General features: G+C 55.4%; 12 protein-coding genes. 4 read left to right on the top strand and 8 right to left on the bottom strand.

Annotated elements, in window-relative coordinates; translation table 11 throughout:
• Positions 1-96 precede the first annotated feature (96 nt).
• A complete protein-coding gene (locus KB449_RS05050; protein ID WP_282907324.1) occupies positions 97-7,407 on the top strand; it encodes an Ig-like domain-containing protein in 7,311 nt (2,436 codons plus the stop codon).
• Positions 7,408-7,496: 89 nt separating this feature from the next.
• Here KB449_RS05050 and KB449_RS05045 read toward each other — a convergent pair whose 3' ends face one another.
• Genes KB449_RS05045 through KB449_RS05035 form a run of 3 tightly spaced genes read right to left on the bottom strand, consistent with a single transcriptional unit; the run spans position 7,497 to position 10,372 of the window.
• The gene (locus KB449_RS05045; protein ID WP_282907323.1) at positions 7,497-9,290 is read right to left on the bottom strand and encodes a hypothetical protein; all 1,794 of its coding nucleotides are present in this window, start codon (positions 9,288-9,290) and stop codon (positions 7,497-7,499) included.
• 10 nt (positions 9,291-9,300) lie between these two features.
• Positions 9,301-9,831, bottom strand: a complete 531-nt coding sequence (locus KB449_RS05040) for a PulJ/GspJ family protein (protein ID WP_282907322.1) — start codon at positions 9,829-9,831, stop codon at positions 9,301-9,303.
• Complete coding sequence (locus KB449_RS05035; protein ID WP_282907321.1) at positions 9,815-10,372, bottom strand: type IV pilus modification PilV family protein; 558 nt, start codon at positions 10,370-10,372, stop codon at positions 9,815-9,817. The genes KB449_RS05040 and KB449_RS05035 overlap by 17 nt, the downstream gene beginning before the upstream one ends.
• A gap of 205 nt (positions 10,373-10,577) precedes the next feature.
• On the opposite strand from KB449_RS05035, the gene KB449_RS05030 reads away from it, so the two are divergent.
• Complete coding sequence (locus KB449_RS05030) at positions 10,578-11,069, top strand: GAF domain-containing protein (RefSeq protein WP_282907320.1); 492 nt, start codon at positions 10,578-10,580, stop codon at positions 11,067-11,069.
• 17 nt (positions 11,070-11,086) lie between these two features.
• Positions 11,087-13,174: a class I SAM-dependent methyltransferase gene (locus KB449_RS05025; protein WP_282907319.1), complete on the top strand. Its 2,088-nt coding sequence runs from the start codon at positions 11,087-11,089 to the stop codon at positions 13,172-13,174.
• A gap of 61 nt (positions 13,175-13,235) precedes the next feature.
• Here the strand turns inward: KB449_RS05025 and KB449_RS05020 are convergent, their stop codons facing one another.
• Together KB449_RS05020 and KB449_RS05015 are read right to left on the bottom strand one after the other, a co-directional pair.
• Positions 13,236-13,655: a GtrA family protein gene (locus KB449_RS05020; protein ID WP_282907318.1), complete on the bottom strand. Its 420-nt coding sequence runs from the start codon at positions 13,653-13,655 to the stop codon at positions 13,236-13,238.
• Positions 13,655-13,939 carry a YuiB family protein gene (locus KB449_RS05015; protein ID WP_282907317.1) on the bottom strand — a complete coding sequence of 95 codons (285 nt, stop codon included), beginning with the start codon at positions 13,937-13,939 and terminating at the stop codon, positions 13,655-13,657. Before KB449_RS05015 ends, KB449_RS05020 begins: the two co-directional genes overlap by 1 nt.
• Positions 13,940-14,106: 167 nt before the next feature.
• Here KB449_RS05015 and hemQ point away from each other — a divergent pair, with 167 nt between their 5' ends.
• Positions 14,107-14,853 carry a hydrogen peroxide-dependent heme synthase gene (hemQ, locus tag KB449_RS05010; protein WP_282907316.1) on the top strand — a complete coding sequence of 249 codons (747 nt, stop codon included), beginning with the start codon at positions 14,107-14,109 and terminating at the stop codon, positions 14,851-14,853.
• Between the two features lie 123 nt (positions 14,854-14,976).
• Here hemQ and melA read toward each other — a convergent pair whose 3' ends face one another.
• The 3 genes from melA to KB449_RS04995 form a co-directional block, all read right to left on the bottom strand.
• Complete coding sequence (melA, locus tag KB449_RS05005) at positions 14,977-16,275, bottom strand: alpha-glucosidase/alpha-galactosidase (RefSeq protein ID WP_282907315.1); 1,299 nt, start codon at positions 16,273-16,275, stop codon at positions 14,977-14,979.
• A gap of 129 nt (positions 16,276-16,404) precedes the next feature.
• Positions 16,405-17,283, bottom strand: a complete 879-nt coding sequence (locus KB449_RS05000) for a carbohydrate ABC transporter permease (protein WP_282907314.1) — start codon at positions 17,281-17,283, stop codon at positions 16,405-16,407.
• A gap of 19 nt (positions 17,284-17,302) precedes the next feature.
• A complete protein-coding gene (locus tag KB449_RS04995; protein ID WP_282907313.1) occupies positions 17,303-18,199 on the bottom strand; it encodes an ABC transporter permease in 897 nt (298 codons plus the stop codon).
• Positions 18,200-18,219 lie beyond the last annotated feature (20 nt).

Here is an 18,219-nt window from a genome sequence, read left to right as displayed (position 1 = left end):
TGGTAAAATCGGTTCGGAAGGTTCTAGGTCTAGCATCCTATTTAATCCAACCATCAATGAAACTTACATAGTATAACCACTAGGGGGAGAAAAACCATGTCGCGAGTTCGGAAATGGTTGAGCTTGGCGTTAACGGCAGTTTTAATCTTCGGAGGCGTGCCGGTCACGGCGTTCGGTCCGGCCCACACGCATGCAGCTACGTATTCGGTAGTGACGCTCGCCGGAACGACGCCGAACAACGGCGTTCAGAACGTCATTCTTAACGGAACGCAATTGCAGCTTGGAACGGGGACGGCGGCCAGATTCATCATGACCGATTGGGGCGACGGCACCGTGTCTTTTCGCGCACAATCGAACGGCATGCTCGTCACGGCCAACGGGACCAACGATCTGGCTGCCAGTGCAACGGCGGTAAAAATCACGGAAACTTTCAAGAAAGAGGCCTCGGGTACCGCATTTACATTCAAGTCGCTCTCGAACGGCAAGTTCCTGACGACCTCTGCCAGCAACAACAGCGCCAATGCTACGGTTACGATCAAAGCCAACAGCGATACCGCAACCGATGCCAAACAAAAATTTACGATCACCGACGTCTCTCCTGCTTCGTCCAAACAAGAAATCCGCGTGCTCGAGATTACCGACGACGGTACGTCGGATCTCATGCCGATCTTAAGCAGCTACAACGATCCGGTGATTAAGATCGACTCTATCCGGATGAAGCAGTTCGTCGCGCAGCGGGACGAGCTCGACGGCCGGTACGACGCGATCTACATCGGCAAAGGCGCCTACAATGCCACGCTCGTCTCCACCAGCGGCCAGAACCACGATACGAAAAGCATCATGAACGACATCACGAACTTGAAATTCAAAGAACTGAAGGACTACTACATCGATCGCGGCCTGCCCGTCATCGTCTATAGCCAGCAGACCAGCGCCTCGTCGAGCAGCGGCGCCCTTTATCAGAATACGGCAGGCATCCTGAAGGCGGGACTCTCGCCCTATGCGACTTCCCTTACTGGTTCCCCGACTCCGTTCGTCCCGACTTCGAACAAAAGCAATGTCATTTTCGTCGGCGATTCCAACATTAACACCGCGACCGCCTTCCTGACCAAGACCGATCTGATCAACCGCGCCGCGGAACGGCCGCGGCTTGTCGTAACGGGTAAGCCAATCGACTATACCGTCAACCAGAATCAAATTTACATGGCCGGGGATACGCTCACTTATACGTTCAACGTGGCCAATGTCGGCAACATCGCGCAGCGAAGCATGACGGCCAACCTGTACATCGGCATCGATAGCGTGCTGAAGTTCGATTCCAACAATCTGATCGTTTCGCAGCCCGTGACCGCCACGACCGGCAATACGCTCACCTTCCGTCTGCCCAAGGGCTACTCCGGCGTCCACTATTGGAAGCTTGAGCTTGTCGACCAGGGCAGCAAGCTGAAGGATATCCAGAGCGGAGTACTCCGATTCCGCGACGAGCTGACTAAGATCAACGTGCTGCAAATCCTGCCTTCCAGCGGCGATACGAGCAGCCTGCTCAAGAGCAACAACATGAACCAGAGCTACCTCAAGACGGACGACTACGACATTACGATCAAGACCATGACAATGAGCACCTTCAATAGCTCCGGTTACAAGACGCTTAACGGCTATTACGATATGCTGATCTTCGGCTTTGCGGACTCTTACAACAGCAGTGCCAGCATCGACAAAACCGCCGCCGATGCAGTCAACGCCTACATCGCGACCGGACAGAGCGTCATGTTCACGCACGATACCGTATATCAGGGCAGCTCGAACTGGATCAGCTACTTCCAGACGGCGACCGGCCAATTAAGCCCGATGACCAACATGGGTCTTAATGCACCGAGTCCTTCGACGACAACTAAAAAGGTCAATGAAGGCCTGCTGACACGTTTCCCATTCAACATCAGCAGCGTCATCACGCAGGTCAATACGACGCACGACCAATACTTCGGCCTTAAGCTCGAAGATCCCAAGCTGATCCCCTGGTACAACATCACGGGCGGTCCGCGGGACGACGACGACAGCTGGAACCACTATTACACGTATTCGTACGGCAATGTCACCTACTCCGGTACCGGTCACACGAACGCCAACTTCCCGGACTGGGAGCAGCGTCTGTTCGTCAATACGATGTACCGTGCGTTCATAGGCTCGAACCATGCGCCTATCGTGAATATCAGCACGCCGACGAATTATGCGGATACCGGCAAAATTATTCCTTCTTATAACAAGATACTGCTGAGCTACACGGCGCAGGACTATGATGTCATCGACCGTTCGCTTAGCACGGCCGTCACCTTCAAGTACCGGAAAAATACCACGGATGCCTGGACCGAAAAGCAGGTCAAAGCGTATAGCGATGTCAAAACAGGCGATGTCGTAACCGAATCGTACGACAATCCGCTGCCGGACGGCGGCGATCTGGTTATCTATGTCACGGCCAAGGACAAGAGCGGTGCTAGCACCCCCCAGATGGTCACAACCAAAGTCGTGAAGGTAACCGCCAATGTCGACTTGAGCCGTACGCTGTCCGCCAACGTCGTGAACAACCAGATCGAAAAGAACGTACCATTCACGATGACGTACACGATTACGCCGAAGAGCATTCCTTTCCAAAACGGCATTAATGCGGATGACCTGGTCATCAAGAACTTCAAGCTGGACGAAAAGCTGCCGGTCAATCTCGAAGTGCTCGTGGCGGATACGTCTCCCCTGTTGCTGAATCCGGCTGTCTCCGGCACGCTCGCCGCAGGATACCGTCTGACCGGCTCGCTCGCGGACATCCAATACCGACTGAGCCAGGACGGCAGATCCTTTGTGGCCGATCCGGTCAGCTTCACGGTGAAGGTCACGCCAAAACAGAACGGCAGCTACCTGCTCGACAACTCGTATCTTAACTTTACGGACTTCTACGTAAACGGTGCGATTGTCACCAAGGATATCGAGCGCAGCCTGCAATTCCAGCCGTATCAAGTTCAAGCGGTCACCAAAATGGCCAGCCTGAGCCTGTCGGACACGATTATCGCGAAAGGCGACGAGTCGAAGCTGACGCCGGTCATCGGTCCTGACGATACGTCCAACAAGACGCTGACCTGGACCTCCGATCGTCCCGATCTGGTAACGGTCGACGCCGCAGGTATCATCAAGGGCATTGCCGAAGGCACAGCTAAGATTACCGCGACGGCGACGGACGGCAGCGGACTGACCGCTGTGTCGAACGTGACGGTCGTCGTCCCGGGCATCAACATCGTCGGGCCGAATACCGTCAACGTTGACGATACCATCAATCTGGAAGCCAAGCTGATCCTGGCCAACGAGACGCTGACCGGATTGACCTGGTCCGTGGGCTCCGGCCAATCCGCGATTGGCGAGCTCGGCAACGGCGCCGACGAAATGAAGAAGATCCTGACCGGCGTCAATGCCGGCCCGATCGACATCACGGTCGTTGCCACGACGAGCAAGGGCAAGACCTATACCAAGACGTACCGCGTGACGGTCATCCAGCCGATTCAATTGACGCTGCCAGCGGACATTCATATCGGGCTCGGCACGGAGTGGAAAAGGGATCTGTGGAACGCCGCGCTCGGTGTTACCCCGGAGGCGAGCAAAGCAGGCATCCAGAGCTATACGACCTGGACGAGCGGCGACGCCGCCACCGTAGAAGCGGGAGCGAACAATGGCGTCGTCATCGGCAAAAAGACCGGCTCCGCCAAGGTCGATGCTTCCTATCAGAAAAATCCGAAGACGACGCCGGTCACCGCGTCTACGCGCGTCACGGTCGTCGATCTGAGCTTGCCCGAGCAGGTCACGTTGGGCAAGGGCAAGACGCTCGACGTCAAAGCGCTGGTTGGCGCCGCGCCATCCGAAGTCAGCGCTGCGGTCATGAACCGCCTGACCTGGAGCGACGAGGCTGGTAAAGACTTCGCTTCCGTCGGCGCTGCAACCGGGATCGTCACCGGCACTGCGACGGGCATCGAAAACGTCACGGTCACCTACCGTCAGACGGACGGCGGACCGGTTGTGATCCAGAAGACGATCCAGGTGAACGTCGTGGATATTGACGGACCGGCTTCCGTCACGATCGGCAAAGGCAAATCGCTGGATTTGAAGAGCGTCATCACAGCGCTGCCCTCCAGCATGAGCGATACGATGCTTACTAACTTGACCTGGCGCGACGAAGCCGGCAAAAGCTTCGCATCCGTGAATGCGGCGGGCATCGTCAGCGGTGCCGATACCGGAAGCGAAGACATCACGGTCGAGTACCGGACTGTACCGGGCGGACCGGTTATCGCATCCCGTACGATTAAAGTACAGGTCGTAGCGCTCGCGGGACCCGAAGAAGTCGAGGTCGGCCTCGGCGGCACGATCGACTTGAAAAAGCTGATCTCCGGCGCGCCGGCCGAGCTGTCCGCCGAACTGCTGGGCAAGCTGTATTGGAGCGACGAGAGCGGCAAGACGGTCGCATCGGTCACGGCCGCCGGCATCGCAACCGGACTTGCGCCCGGCTGGGAGACAGTAACAGTCGCTTATAAGGAGACGCCTGACGGTCCGGTCATCACCGAATGGCAAATCAAGGTGAACGTGATCTCGCTTGGCGGGCCTGCACAGGTAACCGTAGGCAAAGGGCGTACGCTGACGGTCAAAGATCTGATCGAAGCGCTCCCGAGCAATCTGAGCAGCCAAGTATTGAGCCATCTGGAATGGAGCGATGAAGCTGGCAAGTCCTATGCTTCCGTCAATGCAGCCGGCGTCGTGACAGGCATCGCCGCGGGCAGCGAGCTGGTGACTGCCGCTTACCGCCCGGCGCCTAACGTGCCTGTCGTTACCTCGTGGACGATCAAGGTCAATGTCGTCGATCTCGGCGGCCCCGCATCCGTCATCGTAGCAGAAGGCGGCACGCTTAACTTGAAGGCGTTGTTGACCGTGCTTCCTGCGACGTACGACGCAGAGGTCAGAGGGCATTTGGTATGGACCGACGAAGCGGGCAAAGAGTTCGCTTCCATTGCCGGGACAGGCATCGTGACGGGCAAGCAAGCCGGCATCGAGACGGTGACCGCTTCCTACAAGGAGACCGCGAACGGGCCGGTCATCGCTTCGTGGGACATTCAAGTGCAGGTTGTCAAACTAGGCGGTCCGACGCAAGTCATCATCGCCAAGGACGGTACGATTAACCTGAAGGACCAGATTACCGTCCTTCCTGCCGGATTAACGAACGACGTAAAATCTCATCTCACGTGGACCGACGAGGAAGGCAAAGAAATTGCGTCCGTGGATGCCGCTACGGGAATCGTCAAAGGCCTCGCGCCCGGGGCGGAGAAGATAACGGCGACCTATAAGGATGCGGACGGCCGCGTCATCGCAGTCTGGGAGATCGTCGTTAACGTGGTCCTGCTGGAGGGACCTACGGAAACGGTCGTGATCAAGGGCGGAGAGCCGGCAGATCTGTCCGGCCTGCTCGTCGTCACGCCGGCTTCCCTCAAGAACGAGGTACTGACCCATCTCGTATGGACCGACGAAAACGGCAAAAGCAATGCTGCCGTCGATGCCAACGGCAAGGTCACTGGCCTGGCCGCAGGCGAAGAGACCATTAAAGCCGAGTACAAGCCGGTTGCGGACGGACCTGTCGTATCGACCTTGAGCATCCGCGTGCATGTCATCGAGGCTTCTATGACCGGCAGCGTCACGCTGTCGAGTACCGGATCCGCAACGGTCCAACTGGCGGATACCGATCATCTAAAGGTTAACGGTAGCGGTGACCGTCAACGGTTCATTGACGGATTGAGCTGGTCTGTCAAGAACGGTGATAACTACGCTTATCTTAACGACAAAGGGCAAGTGACGGCCAAAGCGCCTGGCGTCGCGTCGGCGCTCGCCGAGTACAAGCTGCCGGGCAGCAACCAAGTGCTCTGGTCGCAGCAAGTCAAAGTAAACGTCGTCGAACTGACCGGCCGCGATGTCACGGTTACGCTCGGTCTCACGCGCAATCTGCTTGGCGATCTGACACGCGGTCCTGTCGCGCTTAGGAGCGAGATCGAAGGTCATCTGACTTGGGCGGTCGAGTCAGGCCTAGACAAGCTGTCGATATCTGCAGCCGGCGTCGTGACCGGCGAGCGCAGCGGCACCCAAAAGGCGATGGCGATCTATACGCCAAGCGACGGCAGCCCGCAGATTAGAGCGGAATTCAGCGTAAATGTCGTTCCGGTAGAGCTTGAGCTGCCGCCTACCTTCACGATGCTGCTGGACACGCAGTACAATCTGTCCGACAAGCTGGGCATTAAACCAATCGGCGACAAGACGGCGGTTCTGCCTTTCGTAACCTGGTCCGATACGAACGGGAATAAGGTTGTTACCTTGAATCAGTCAGGCGTACTCACGGCGCATGAGGTGGGCACGGAAACGGTCACGGCCGTATATGCGAATTCTTCTTCTAAAGACGAGGCCGCCCAAGCGCAGACCCAGATCCGCGTCGTATCCATCGCATTCCCGGACGTCATCGAGATCGGTCTTGGCGCAGATCCACGCGATCTCAAAGACGATCTGACGATCGCGCCGGATTCGATGAAGGACGAGATTCTCGAACATCTCACCTGGCAGGACGAACCGGGCAAAGATATCGTAGACGTAGACGACAACGGCCTGGCGACCGGCGTGGAGCTCGGCGAAGAAAAAATTACGCTGATCTACAAGCCTTCTGACGGCAGTCCGGACATTCCGGTCTACACGACGGTCAAAGTGCTGCCGATCGCGCTCGGGCTTTCCAAGAAGCTGACGATCAAGCGCAACGGCTCAACGGACCTGAGCGCTCTTCTTCCGCCAGACCTGGATGCGGATGTTAAGAAAAATCTGTATTGGAGCATTACCGGCAATGAATCCACGTTGGCTGACAACGAAGCTGAGGATGATAAAAAGTCTGGCGTGCTGACGGCAACTACGGCAGGAACGGCGATCGTTAAGGCCACTTACAAGAAGTCGGGTAAGGAAATTGTCAGCAAAACCTTCACCATCTATATTGTCGAGCTCAGTCTGCCGCCTAAGATTGAATTGACGCTTAGTAATCCGGTCGTCAATTACAGCTTACTTAACGGTAATAAAGGCAATCTGTCTATCTTGCCATCAACACCGCAAGATCTTAGAGATTCGATCGTTAGAAAACTGCAATGGATCGATTTTCCGGAAATTAACGTTCTTACGATAAGCAGCGCAGGGGTTGTCACTCCAGTTGAGACAGGCATCGAATTGGTCAAAGTCCTGTACGCCCCGCCTGCCGACAGTCCATTAATCGGCGATCCTATTGAAGCATCAACTACATTTGTCGTGAACAAATCAACGACGCCAGGCATGGACACCAATAATCATGGTGAAGATAAATATTAATTGATTCGAACAGTATTTAGCGGAAAATAAAACGGGACGAAGCAGATAATCCTGCTTCGTCCCGTTCTACTTTTGCTCTTTTTAATTGCTTACTGCTCTTGATCGAGAGGAACGAGTTTCTTCTTGCCCATCGATACATTAATTTGCCTAACACGCGGCAGCCCAACATTTTGATCTTCATAAATCCCTTTATTATATTCGACGACAAATCGCGACTTCAATCGATTTTCCGGAACATCTTCAAGTTTATTAATTCTATCAAACTCTAAATAAGAATCATCTATAGGGGTAGTATCGCCTAGCACTGCATTGATTACAAGGTCCCCTTTGGCAAAAAAACCCCCTTTAATCCAGAATGCCGACCCTACACCATAAAGTTCAGCATCACTATCAGTGTATAAAAAAGCGTGAAGAAATGCTGGAGCTTTAAAGGATTCAAATCTATTGATCAATATTTTTCCTTTTGAAATCAATAGTAATTCGCGATTATCGAGACCAGATATTTCGGCATCCTGTATCGTCGATTCTCCCAAAGCGATAATAGTTGCATCCATTTTCACCTTGCCTTGAATGAAAACATTGCCCGTCACTAGTATATTAGCTTTAACTTCTAATTCTTTTAATTTATTGATGTTCTTGATATTAAGATCACCATTCACTATGAGCCAGTTACTCTTATGATCTACCCAAGGTTCTTCCTTTGGCGTTCGATCGGTTTTATCTTTTTCGCTAAAAAGAATATTTTGAAACTCAATTCCATCCACCGTAAGATCACCATTAAAGATTGCCGTCCCGGCAGGCATCTTACCAGCAAAAGGTTCATAATAGTTAGTTAAATCATCAATATAGTTTGCTCTGGTTTCATCATTTGCATTTGGACCTGGGTCAATAGGTTTTTCAGTCGATAGACTTATATAAGAAATATTATCATGTGTTAATAAACTAGTTGCAATAAAACTCTTAACGGCCCCGATGGATAACTCATTTTCTTCCCCCTGGTTAAAGGACGGATAGTTATATTTACGATTGATTTTCGTATCCCCTACTGCTTCTGCAATCTTATCCAGAAATGTTTCATCGATATTAACAGAAACGAATTTCTTGAGATCACGATATTGAATATGGTTAATGGTCAATCCAGTTGTCTGAGCCAACTTACTTGCGTCCTCGAGCGAAACTATAGTTTTAACATTGTTTAGACGGTCAGTCGCCTCAATGCTGTTTTTGTCCTGAATAAACAGATCTCCTTTAATTGTAGGGAATACAGTGTCAGCAAGATCATATGATTTGTCACTAGGAGACTTGTTATAACGGTAATTAGCTTGATTTTTAACGTACAATTTAATGCCTGAATATAAGTCGCCATTTAAATAGGGGGCTCCATTTAAGATGACATTATTTTCTGAGCCTAGACCATACTTGAGAAAATCAGGGTACGAGTCCAACTTAATCTCTTGTTCAAGTATGCGCACAACTCCATTGACCATTGCCTTAGCTTGTACAGTAATAGTAAATCGTTTGGTAGAATCTCCTCCAACGTTCTCCCCACTGATTTCTTCAGGATTGAATTTAATGACCTCGCCGGTTCCTCCGACTTGACTCTGAACGCTTGTCAGTTGAATAGCGTTCAGCTGTTTCTCAAGGGTGTTCAGGTCAATATCCTCTTTATCCTTGAATAAGAGGGCCACACTTGCTGCTGCCTCGTTCAAGGCCATCTCTGCGAGATGAAGACTCTGCACGTCGTTCTCCCGCGTCTCGGAGCGCTGAGCGCCGCCAATCGTTGCACCCATCAATGCGATACCTAACATCGCAAATACAATAATAATAAAAACGACGAGCAGCATCGCTGACCCTTTTTCATCGCGCCAATTTAACTGCTTCATAGCTACCTCCTCAGAATCCAAATCGGCTCTCGAGTTCTAATGATTGAACTTTTCCAGAAAAAGCTTGTGACAGTTTAATAGATACCTCGATCAATCCGCTGGGGCATTCTGCGATTCCTATTTGGCAACTTATCGTAATTTCTTTCGTAACTTGATCAACAGGCTCGATATCAGAAATTGTATCAATCAATTCATCGGTGCCATCCTCATGGTACACATGAAGTTTCTTATTAATAATCTGAATTTGACTTTCACTGGTTACCGCATTGTCTTCCTTATTTATCAATTTAATTCCATTCGGCAAATCTGCTATGCTTTCAGGACCTTGCTCATACAATTGGGCAATAATCTTCGACATGATTAAGTCCCCTTCGTCCCTTAGCGAGTTCTCTATCGTAACTTTATGATAAGTATTGAATCCGAACTGTATTACACTATAGATTGCAATACTGACGATTGAGAGCACGGTCAAGGTAGCAATCATCTCAATTAGAGTGAATCCATCTTGATTAACGTTTCTATTTTTAGCGAATCTTTTCATCCGTAATATAACCCCCTACCTCCGCAAATCCACGGCTCGCCGGCTTCGCATTTTTCTCATTCGTCACAACTTTTATGGGAATTAAATAGGCAGCAAGATCCCGTTTCTTAGGGTCTTCTGGAGTATTTTTTAAAACTTGATCTTCGTATTCAATAGTCAACTGATACTCTTTCCCGTTTATATTCGTATTTAGCACTCCCCAAAGACCTGGGATATTTCGGAATAAATTTTCAGTTTCTTCATCATTTTTACAATTATATTGATTGTTTTCATAGGTGCAATTTGCGGAATCCACTTTTAAGTGAGTTTTAAAGTACTTATTAAACTCATCAAAGCTCTGCTTTTCCACGAAAAACAGCGCATTCCGCGCCAGATTCACCGCCACCGTCTTGTTCTGGTTCCCCTTTGCGTAGCTCATCGCCTGTATGAAAAACGCCGTCATCGCCAAAGAGACGATCGACAGGATCGTGATCGCCGCCAAAACTTCGATTAACGAGAAGCCTTCTTCGGCCGTTCGACGTTTGTGAAGCCAGGTTCTCAAAATATACTACCTACTTCCTATAAAAATAGCTACTTTTTACCTAAATTGCTCTCTTATTTTAACATATAGTTTCTGTTTAATACATGAGTGAATCGGTCGATTCATCAAGACTCCGCATGATTCGACGGACCCGTGCCGCTCCGAAGGGCGTCTTGGTGAACCTCTCCGCTATCCTATATAATCGGATCAGAGAGGATGATTCGTAATGACGTTTAACCCGCAGGCCTACGCAGGCACGAGAGAGGAAAATGAAAAGCTGCTGCTGACGCAGCTGCAGCACCTGATCGAAGACGAACCTTACCGCATCGCCAATTTGGCCAACGCCTCGGCGCTGCTCCGCGGTTACCTGAGCGATATCAATTGGGTCGGTTTCTACCTGCTTGAGGGGGATAGCGGCGGACTGGTGCTCGGCCCGTTCCAAGGTCTGCCCGCCTGCGTTCGCATTCCGCTCGGCAAGGGCGTATGCGGCACGTCGGCCGCGCGCCGCGAGACGCTGCGCGTGCCGGACGTGCACGCGTTCCCCGGGCATATCGCCTGCGACGCCGCGTCGCGCTCGGAGATCGTCGTGCCGCTCTATGACGCGGCAGGCGAACTGATCGGGGTGCTTGATATCGACAGCCCGCTGCCGGATCGCTTCAGCGAAGACGACCAGCGGCTGCTGGAACGGTTTAACGCGCTGCTGGCGCAACATATGTAATGACAGGAGGAGAACCGATGCCGAAGTCTCTCGAAGCCATTGAAGCCTACCGTCGTTCTCCCTATGCCGAGGAGGCGCTGTCCGCTGCGCCGCCTTGGCTGAAGCTGCTCGCTTCCGCGGAGGAGACCGTCGTCAATCTTGAACGAATTGCCTCCATCCGTGAACTTACGCAGTCCAACCCGGTGCTCGACTACGTGGAGCGGAGCCTGCGGCTGCTTGATGCGCTGCCGGTCTCTTACTGGATCAAGGAGCTTGTGGAAGAGGCGCTCGCCTGGTGCGAGACGGCCAAGGGCGGCTCGCGCCGGGACCGGCTCGGCTGGCAGGCGCAGGGAATCAACTTCCGCGTGCACAATATCGGCTCCGCCCAGCTCTATGCCCGCCAGGAAGCTGCCGCCGGAGCTGCAAGCGAGCGCACGCAGCTCGTCCATGCGCTCGTCGAGACGCACGGCCTCGTCGGGCAGGAGCTCCGCGGCGAAGTGCCGCCGGAGGACCACGATCCGCTGGCGCGCGCGCTGGAACGGTCGCTGGATTCGGCGGAGGAGCGGGAGCGTATGCTGACCGCGCTGAACTACTGCATTATCGCCGCCGTATCTCCTGCGCTTTGGACGGAGGTCGAGCCCGAAGTCGCCGCGATCGTACGCCGGATTGCGGCCGGTAATGCCGCCGGGACGCAGCTGCCGATCCGCGAGCGCTTGCGCCGGCTGCGGACCCAGTCGATCCGTCGCGGCGAAGACTTCGAGGGCGAACTCGCGGCGCTCGATGCGGAGCACAGCCTGCTCGCGGCTTTGACGCCGCTGGAGTCCAAGACGTTCTGGTACGTCGAAGCCGCGCTAAAGGACTTTTCGCTGGCGCAATTCCTGAAGATCTTCGCCATCGTCGCCTGCGACGACACGCTGCCGGAAGTCAAGCATATCAGCTTCGAGAACGTCATGAACGCGATGTACTACGACTACAAGGGCAGCAAAAAAATCAACGTCTATAAAAAGCGGATCATCGAGAAATACTTGGGCGAGCTGGATTGGGAGCGAATTAGCTCGGGTACCGACGCGCTCGGGAACCCGCATTTGCGCCATCGCCTCATTTGCAAGTCGCAGCTGCCGGATACGCTGTTTTTCGACTTCGAATTCTCGCCGGCTGCGGAACGGCTCATCGACTTTTGCGTGGAGGCCGAAAAATCGTCGCTCTACGAGAAAGCGGTGCTGCTGCTGTTCGACCTGTTCGAGCTGCGTCGCGACGCCTACGACCGTTTCCACAACGAAGAAACTTATCTGGCGGACATGAACAGCACGGCGGATTATAAAAAGGTCATTCTGGACTTCGTTGTCGGCCAAAAAGTGCTGGACATCGGACCCGGCGGCGGCGTGCTGCTGGACCTGCTGGAGGAGAAGCTGCCGCACGTCAAGGCCGTCGGCATCGATATATCGGCGAACGTCATCGAGGCGCTGACCCGCAAAAAGCATGCGGAAGCCCGCGGCTGGGAGGTGCTCCAGGGGGACGCCCTGGCGCTCAAGGACTACGTGGAGGCCGGCAGCGTGGACACCGTCATCTTCTCTTCGATCCTGCACGAGCTGTACTCCTACATTCCTTATAACGGCGCGCGCTTCAACCCGGATACGGTAGCCGCTGCGCTGCGGAGCGCGTTCGACGTACTATCGGACGGCGGGCGCATCATTATCCGCGACGGCATCATGACCGAACCGGACGAGCGGCGCGTCATCCGGTTTCTGCACCCCGACGGACTGGCGTGGCTTGCGCGGTACAGCCGGGATTTTGCCGGACGCAAGATCGTCTACGAGCAGCTAAGCCAGAACGAGGTGTCGCTGCCGGTCAACGACGCGATGGAGTTCCTCTATACGTACACCTGGGGCGAGGAAGCCTACGTTCACGAGGTGCAGGAGCAATTCGGCTACTTCACACCGAGCGGGTACGAGCGCTTCATTCGGGATACGCTGGGCGAAAAAGCAGAAATCGTCGTCATGCGGCATTACCTGCAGGAAGGGTATACGGAGGCGTTGGCGGACAAGGTCGCTTTGTTCGACGAACAAGGGCGCCCGGTCCCCCTGCCGGACAGCACCTGCTTCATCGTCATCGCGCGGCGCGGATAAAAAACCCAAAAAAGCCGACGCGAACGCGCCATGCGTTCCGTCGGCTTTTTCCAATCTCATCTTAATTGTCGCGCCCCGGCTCCGGATCCTGCCTGAACACCCACAGCTTGCTTCCGACATAGTTGACGGCAAGCGAGGCTGCGACGGATACGAGCTTGGCGACGATCGGCGACAGGTCGAGTCCCTTCTCCGCGGCGAGCAGCACGCCGGTGGCGCACAGGAAGGACAACGCGTTGACGATGCCGAACTTGAGCAGCTCCCTCGCGCTGCCGCGCTCCCGCATCCCGAACGTCCAGCGCCGGTTCCACCAATAGCTGTTGAGGAACGCGAGAAAATAGGAGACGCATTGCGCCGGCAGCGACGGCCAGTCGAGCGCATAGACGAGCGCCGCGAATATCGCGATGTCGATGCCGGTATTCAGCACGCCGATCGCGGCGAACTTGGAGACGCGTTTGATTTCCCGGCTGTCCATTTTCCACATCAGAACATCTTGTAGCCGCCGCGCCGCAATGCGCGAATCGCCCAGCCGCTCGTCAGGGCGCCGCCGATGCCGGCGATAAACGGCAGCGTGAACACGCCGATGAACGCGAGCACGCTAAGCTCCGGATTCCAGAAGTGCCATACGCCCAGCGGCAGCACGACGATCACATATATCCAAGTCGGCAGCCAAGTGGTCTTGATCAGCATGTTCAGGATAAAGCCGATGCCGAAGAACAAGACGAAGAACAGCATGGTGCCGAGAATCTCTTGCAGAATCTCTCTCATCTTAAATGTTAAGCCTCCCGGTCGGATGTGTGCTCTATTAGTTTACAAGATCGGTTTGAGGACAGTCAACGCGGAGGACGCGCCGGCGTTTGCCCGAGGGAGCGAATATAGGCTAAAATGGGAAAAGTCATGTTGGACAAGGCACGACGAGAAGGAGAGTTGCTAAAATGAGTGAAGCCGCACAAACGCTGGACGGCTGGTACGCGCTGCACGATTTCCGCACGATCGACTGGACGGCCTGGAAGGCCGCTGCCCCCGAGGAACGCGAGACCGCGCGGCAGGAGCTGCTGGGCCTGATCGCGGACTGGCGGGCGACCGAGGAACGCAAGGAAGGCAGTCTTGCCGTCTACGCGATCGTCGGCCAGAAGGCCGATTTTGTATTCATGCACCTGCGCGAGACGCTGGAGGAGCTGAACGCGATCGAGAACGCGTTTAACCGCTCGGCCTTTGCCAAGTTCGCGAAGCCTGAATATTCGTACGTCAGCATCGTGGAGCTGAGCAGCTACCTCGCGCCCGCGGGCACCGATCCGATGCAGATTCCCGAGGTCGCCGCACGCCTCAAGCCGATTCTGCCGCAGTCCAAGCATATTTGCTTCTACCCGATGAACAAGCGCCGTCTGCTCGGCGACAACTGGTATTCGCTCTCGATGGACGAGCGCAAGACGCTGATGCGCAGCCACGGCATGATCGGACGCAACTACGCAGGCAAGGTCAAGCAGATCATCACGGGCTCGATCGGGTTCGACGACTGGGAGTGGGGCGTCACGCTGTTCGCGGACGAGGCGCTGCAGTTCAAGAAGCTCGTGTACGAAATGAGATTCGACGAAGTCAGCGCGCGCTATGGCGAGTTCGGTCCGTTCTATGTCGGCAACCTGCTGACGGCGGACGGATTTGCGGATCTGCTGCGCGTGTAAACGACTCTCCCGCTCTCTGTCTCGGGAAAATAAAAGCAAGCACCATCCGGCATGGACCGGAAGCGTGCTTGCTTTTTATTTGCCTGCCCAGCGGTCGCGAGCCGGGGAGCTAATCGGATCTGTTTACGCGTAAGTGGGCAGCATGTCGCCGTTCGCTTCGAGCATCTCGTCGACGAGCGCCTTGATCTTGTCGATCGGCAGCTCCGCGGACGTGTGCGGGTCGAGCAGCGCGGCATGGTAAATATATTCGCGCTTGCGGGTCAGCGCGGCTTCGATGGCGAGCAGTTGCATGTTGATGTTGGTCCGGTTGAGCGCCGCCAATTGCTGCGGCAGCGGACCGAACCGCGTTGGGGTGACGCCGTTGGCATCGACGAGGCACGGCACCTCGACGCAAGCTTCCTCCGGCAGGTTGGAGATGAGGCCGCCCGTGTTCAGCACGTTGCCCGCGATCTTAAAAGGCGTATTCGTCTCCATCGCCTCCATAATATAAGAAGCGTATTCGTGCGTGCGGACATGGACGATGGAGGCGTCGTTCACCAGCTCCCTCATGACGCGATCCCAATATTCCTGGCGGCTGTTGCCCCAGCCCTTGTAGTTCTCCGTCGGGATATTGTAGCGCTCGAGCAGCTCGGGGTAAGCGTTCTTGATAAAATAAGGCATGTATTCGGCGCCGTGCATGCTCGATTCGGTCACGTAGCTGCCGAACGTATTCATGATCTCGTAGCGGACCATGTCGTCGTGCGGTCCCGGCCTGGCGGCGGCGCGCCGTTTGATCTCGGGATACAGGTCCTCGCCGTCCCGGGTAATGTCCAGCAGCCAGGCCTGATGGTTGATGCCCGCGATTCGCCAGCGCACGCCCTCTGCGCTCATGCCGAGCCCCTCGAGCAGCTCCTTCGCGCACACCTGCACGCTGTGGCACAGACCGACCGCCTTGATGCCGGTTCCCCGCAGCAGCGCGCCGGTCAGGATCGCCATCGGGTTCGTGTAGTTAAGGAACCATGCGTCCGGGCACAATTCCTCCATATCGCGCGCGAAGTCCAGCATCGGACCGATCGTGCGCAGCGCCCTGAACAAGCCGCCGATGCCGAGCGTGTCTGCGTACGTCTGCTTCAGTCCATATTTGCGCGGAATCTCGTGATCTCCCCGGATGTACGGCTCGAAGGCGCCCGCCGTGATCGCGTTGACGACATAGGTCGCGCCCCGCAGCGCTTCGCGCCGGTCGGCATACGCCTTGATCGTCGCCTTGCTGCCATTGTTGCGGTTCAGATTGTTCAGCATCGTCTCGGATTCCTTGAGCCGCGCGAGATCGATGTCGTGAAGCGCGATATGCGCTTCGGCCAGCGCCGGCGTCATCATGCAGTCGCCGAGCACGTTTTTGGCGAAGATGGTGCTTCCCGCGCCGATAAATGCGATCTTTAACATGTCTCTCTTCTCCCTTTTGGGCGATTATGCCTTGTTGCGAACTGCCTTACTGCGAACTTGTCTTGTTGCGATATTGCATCTCGGGCCTCTCTTGCCCTCGCCGTTCTCCCTCGCCGTTATCCCTCACCGTTATCCCTTGACGCTGCCCATGACGATCCCTTCCGCGAAGTACTTCTGCAGGAACGGATAGACGAGCAGCACGGGCACCATCGCGACGAACACCTGCGCCGCCTTCGACGTCCGGTCGTTGATCTCCGACCAGCGGGCGATGTCGGCCGACGTCAGCAGCGACAAATCGCGGCCGACGATGACGGTCTGCAGGTAGCTCTGCAGCGGGTAATGGCTCGGGCTGTTCATCAAAATGAGACCCTCGAACCAAGAATTCCAGTGCGTGACGATGCTGAACAGCGTCAGCGTGGCGACCGCGGGCGCCGACAGCGGAACCGCGATGCGCCAGAGCGCCTGCCACCTGCCCGCGCCGTCCATCTCGGCCGCCTCCTCAATCTCCTCCGGCAGCGACTTGAAGAAGTTAAGCAGCAGAATCACGTTAAAGATCGGCACCGCCCCGGGCAGAATGAGCGCCCAGAACGAATCGATGATCCCGGTCATCTTGATCGTCATATACCAGGGAATCAGTCCGCCGCTGAACAGCATCGTCAGCACGAAGTACCACGCATAGAAGTTGCGGAAGCGGAATTGCTTCCGGTCCTTGGACAGCGGATAGGCGACCAGAATCGTCAGCAGCATGTTCAGCGGGACGCCGGCGGCCACGCGGGCCAGCGACACGAGGAACGCCTTGCCGAATTCGGGCTTGCCGACGACGAACGCGTACGACTTGAGCGTGAAGCCGACGGGCCACAGCTTGACCGCTCCCGCCGAGACGGCAGAGCTTGAACTGAAGGAGACCGCCAGCACGTTCAGCATCGGCAGCAGACATGCGGCCGCAGCAGCAGTCAGAAACAAGTAGTTGCATACAAGGAAGGCACGCCTGCCTAACGAAGCTTGCATCCTTCCGCACCCCGCTTTTCTAGAAAATCCGATAATTCGTCAGCCGGTACGCCAGCATATACGAGATTCCGATCATGATGAACGATACGACCGACTTGAACAGGCCGACCGCCGTCGCGACGCCGTAATTGGCGTTCTCCACGCCGATGCGGTACACGAGTGTGTCGATAATGTCGCCGGTCCGGTATACCTGCGGACTGTACAGATTGTAAATCTGGTCGAACCCCGCGTTCAGCACGTTCCCGAGGCTCAGCACCGACATCAGCACGATCATCGGCAGCAAGCCGGGCAGCGTCACGCTGAAGGTTTGCCGGAGGCGGCCCGCGCCGTCCATCGCCGCCGCTTCGTACAAGGAAGGGCTGATCCCCGTCAACGCGGCCAGATACACGATCGTGCCGTAGCCGAATTCCTTCCACGTATCGGAGACGACCATCGCGAACGGAAACCAGTGCGGATCGCCGAGGAAGTAAACCGGGGAAATGCCCAGCAGGCCGAGCGCCCCGTTCACGATTCCCGTGGAGGGCGACAGAATGTCGACCAGAATGCCGCTCAGGATGATCCAGGACAAGAAGTGCGGAAAATAGATGATCGTCTGAATGCTCCGCTTGAAAAGCCGGCTGCGCGCCTCGTTCAGCAGCAGCGCGAACAGGACCGGGACGACGATGCCCGCCCCCATCTTCATGACGGCGATGAACAGCGTGTTCCAGAGAACTTGCATCGTGCCCGGCAGGTGCAGCATGTATTCGAAGTTTTTCCAGCCGACCCAAGGGGACCGGAACATCCCCTTGGACGGTACGAGCCGCTCGAAGGCCATCAGGATGCCCGCCATCGGAATGTAGCTGTAAACAAACACGAGCGCGAATCCAGGCAACAGCATCAGGTGCAGGGGCAGCTCCCGGAAGCTTCTGCGTCTCATGATCCGTCCGCCTCCTCCGC

The organism is Cohnella hashimotonis, from assembly GCF_030014955.1.
GTDB lineage: Bacteria > Bacillota > Bacilli > Paenibacillales > Paenibacillaceae > Cohnella > Cohnella hashimotonis.
Note: the sequence above shows the minus strand (reverse complement) of the source record. Positions and strands in the feature narration are given on the sequence as shown.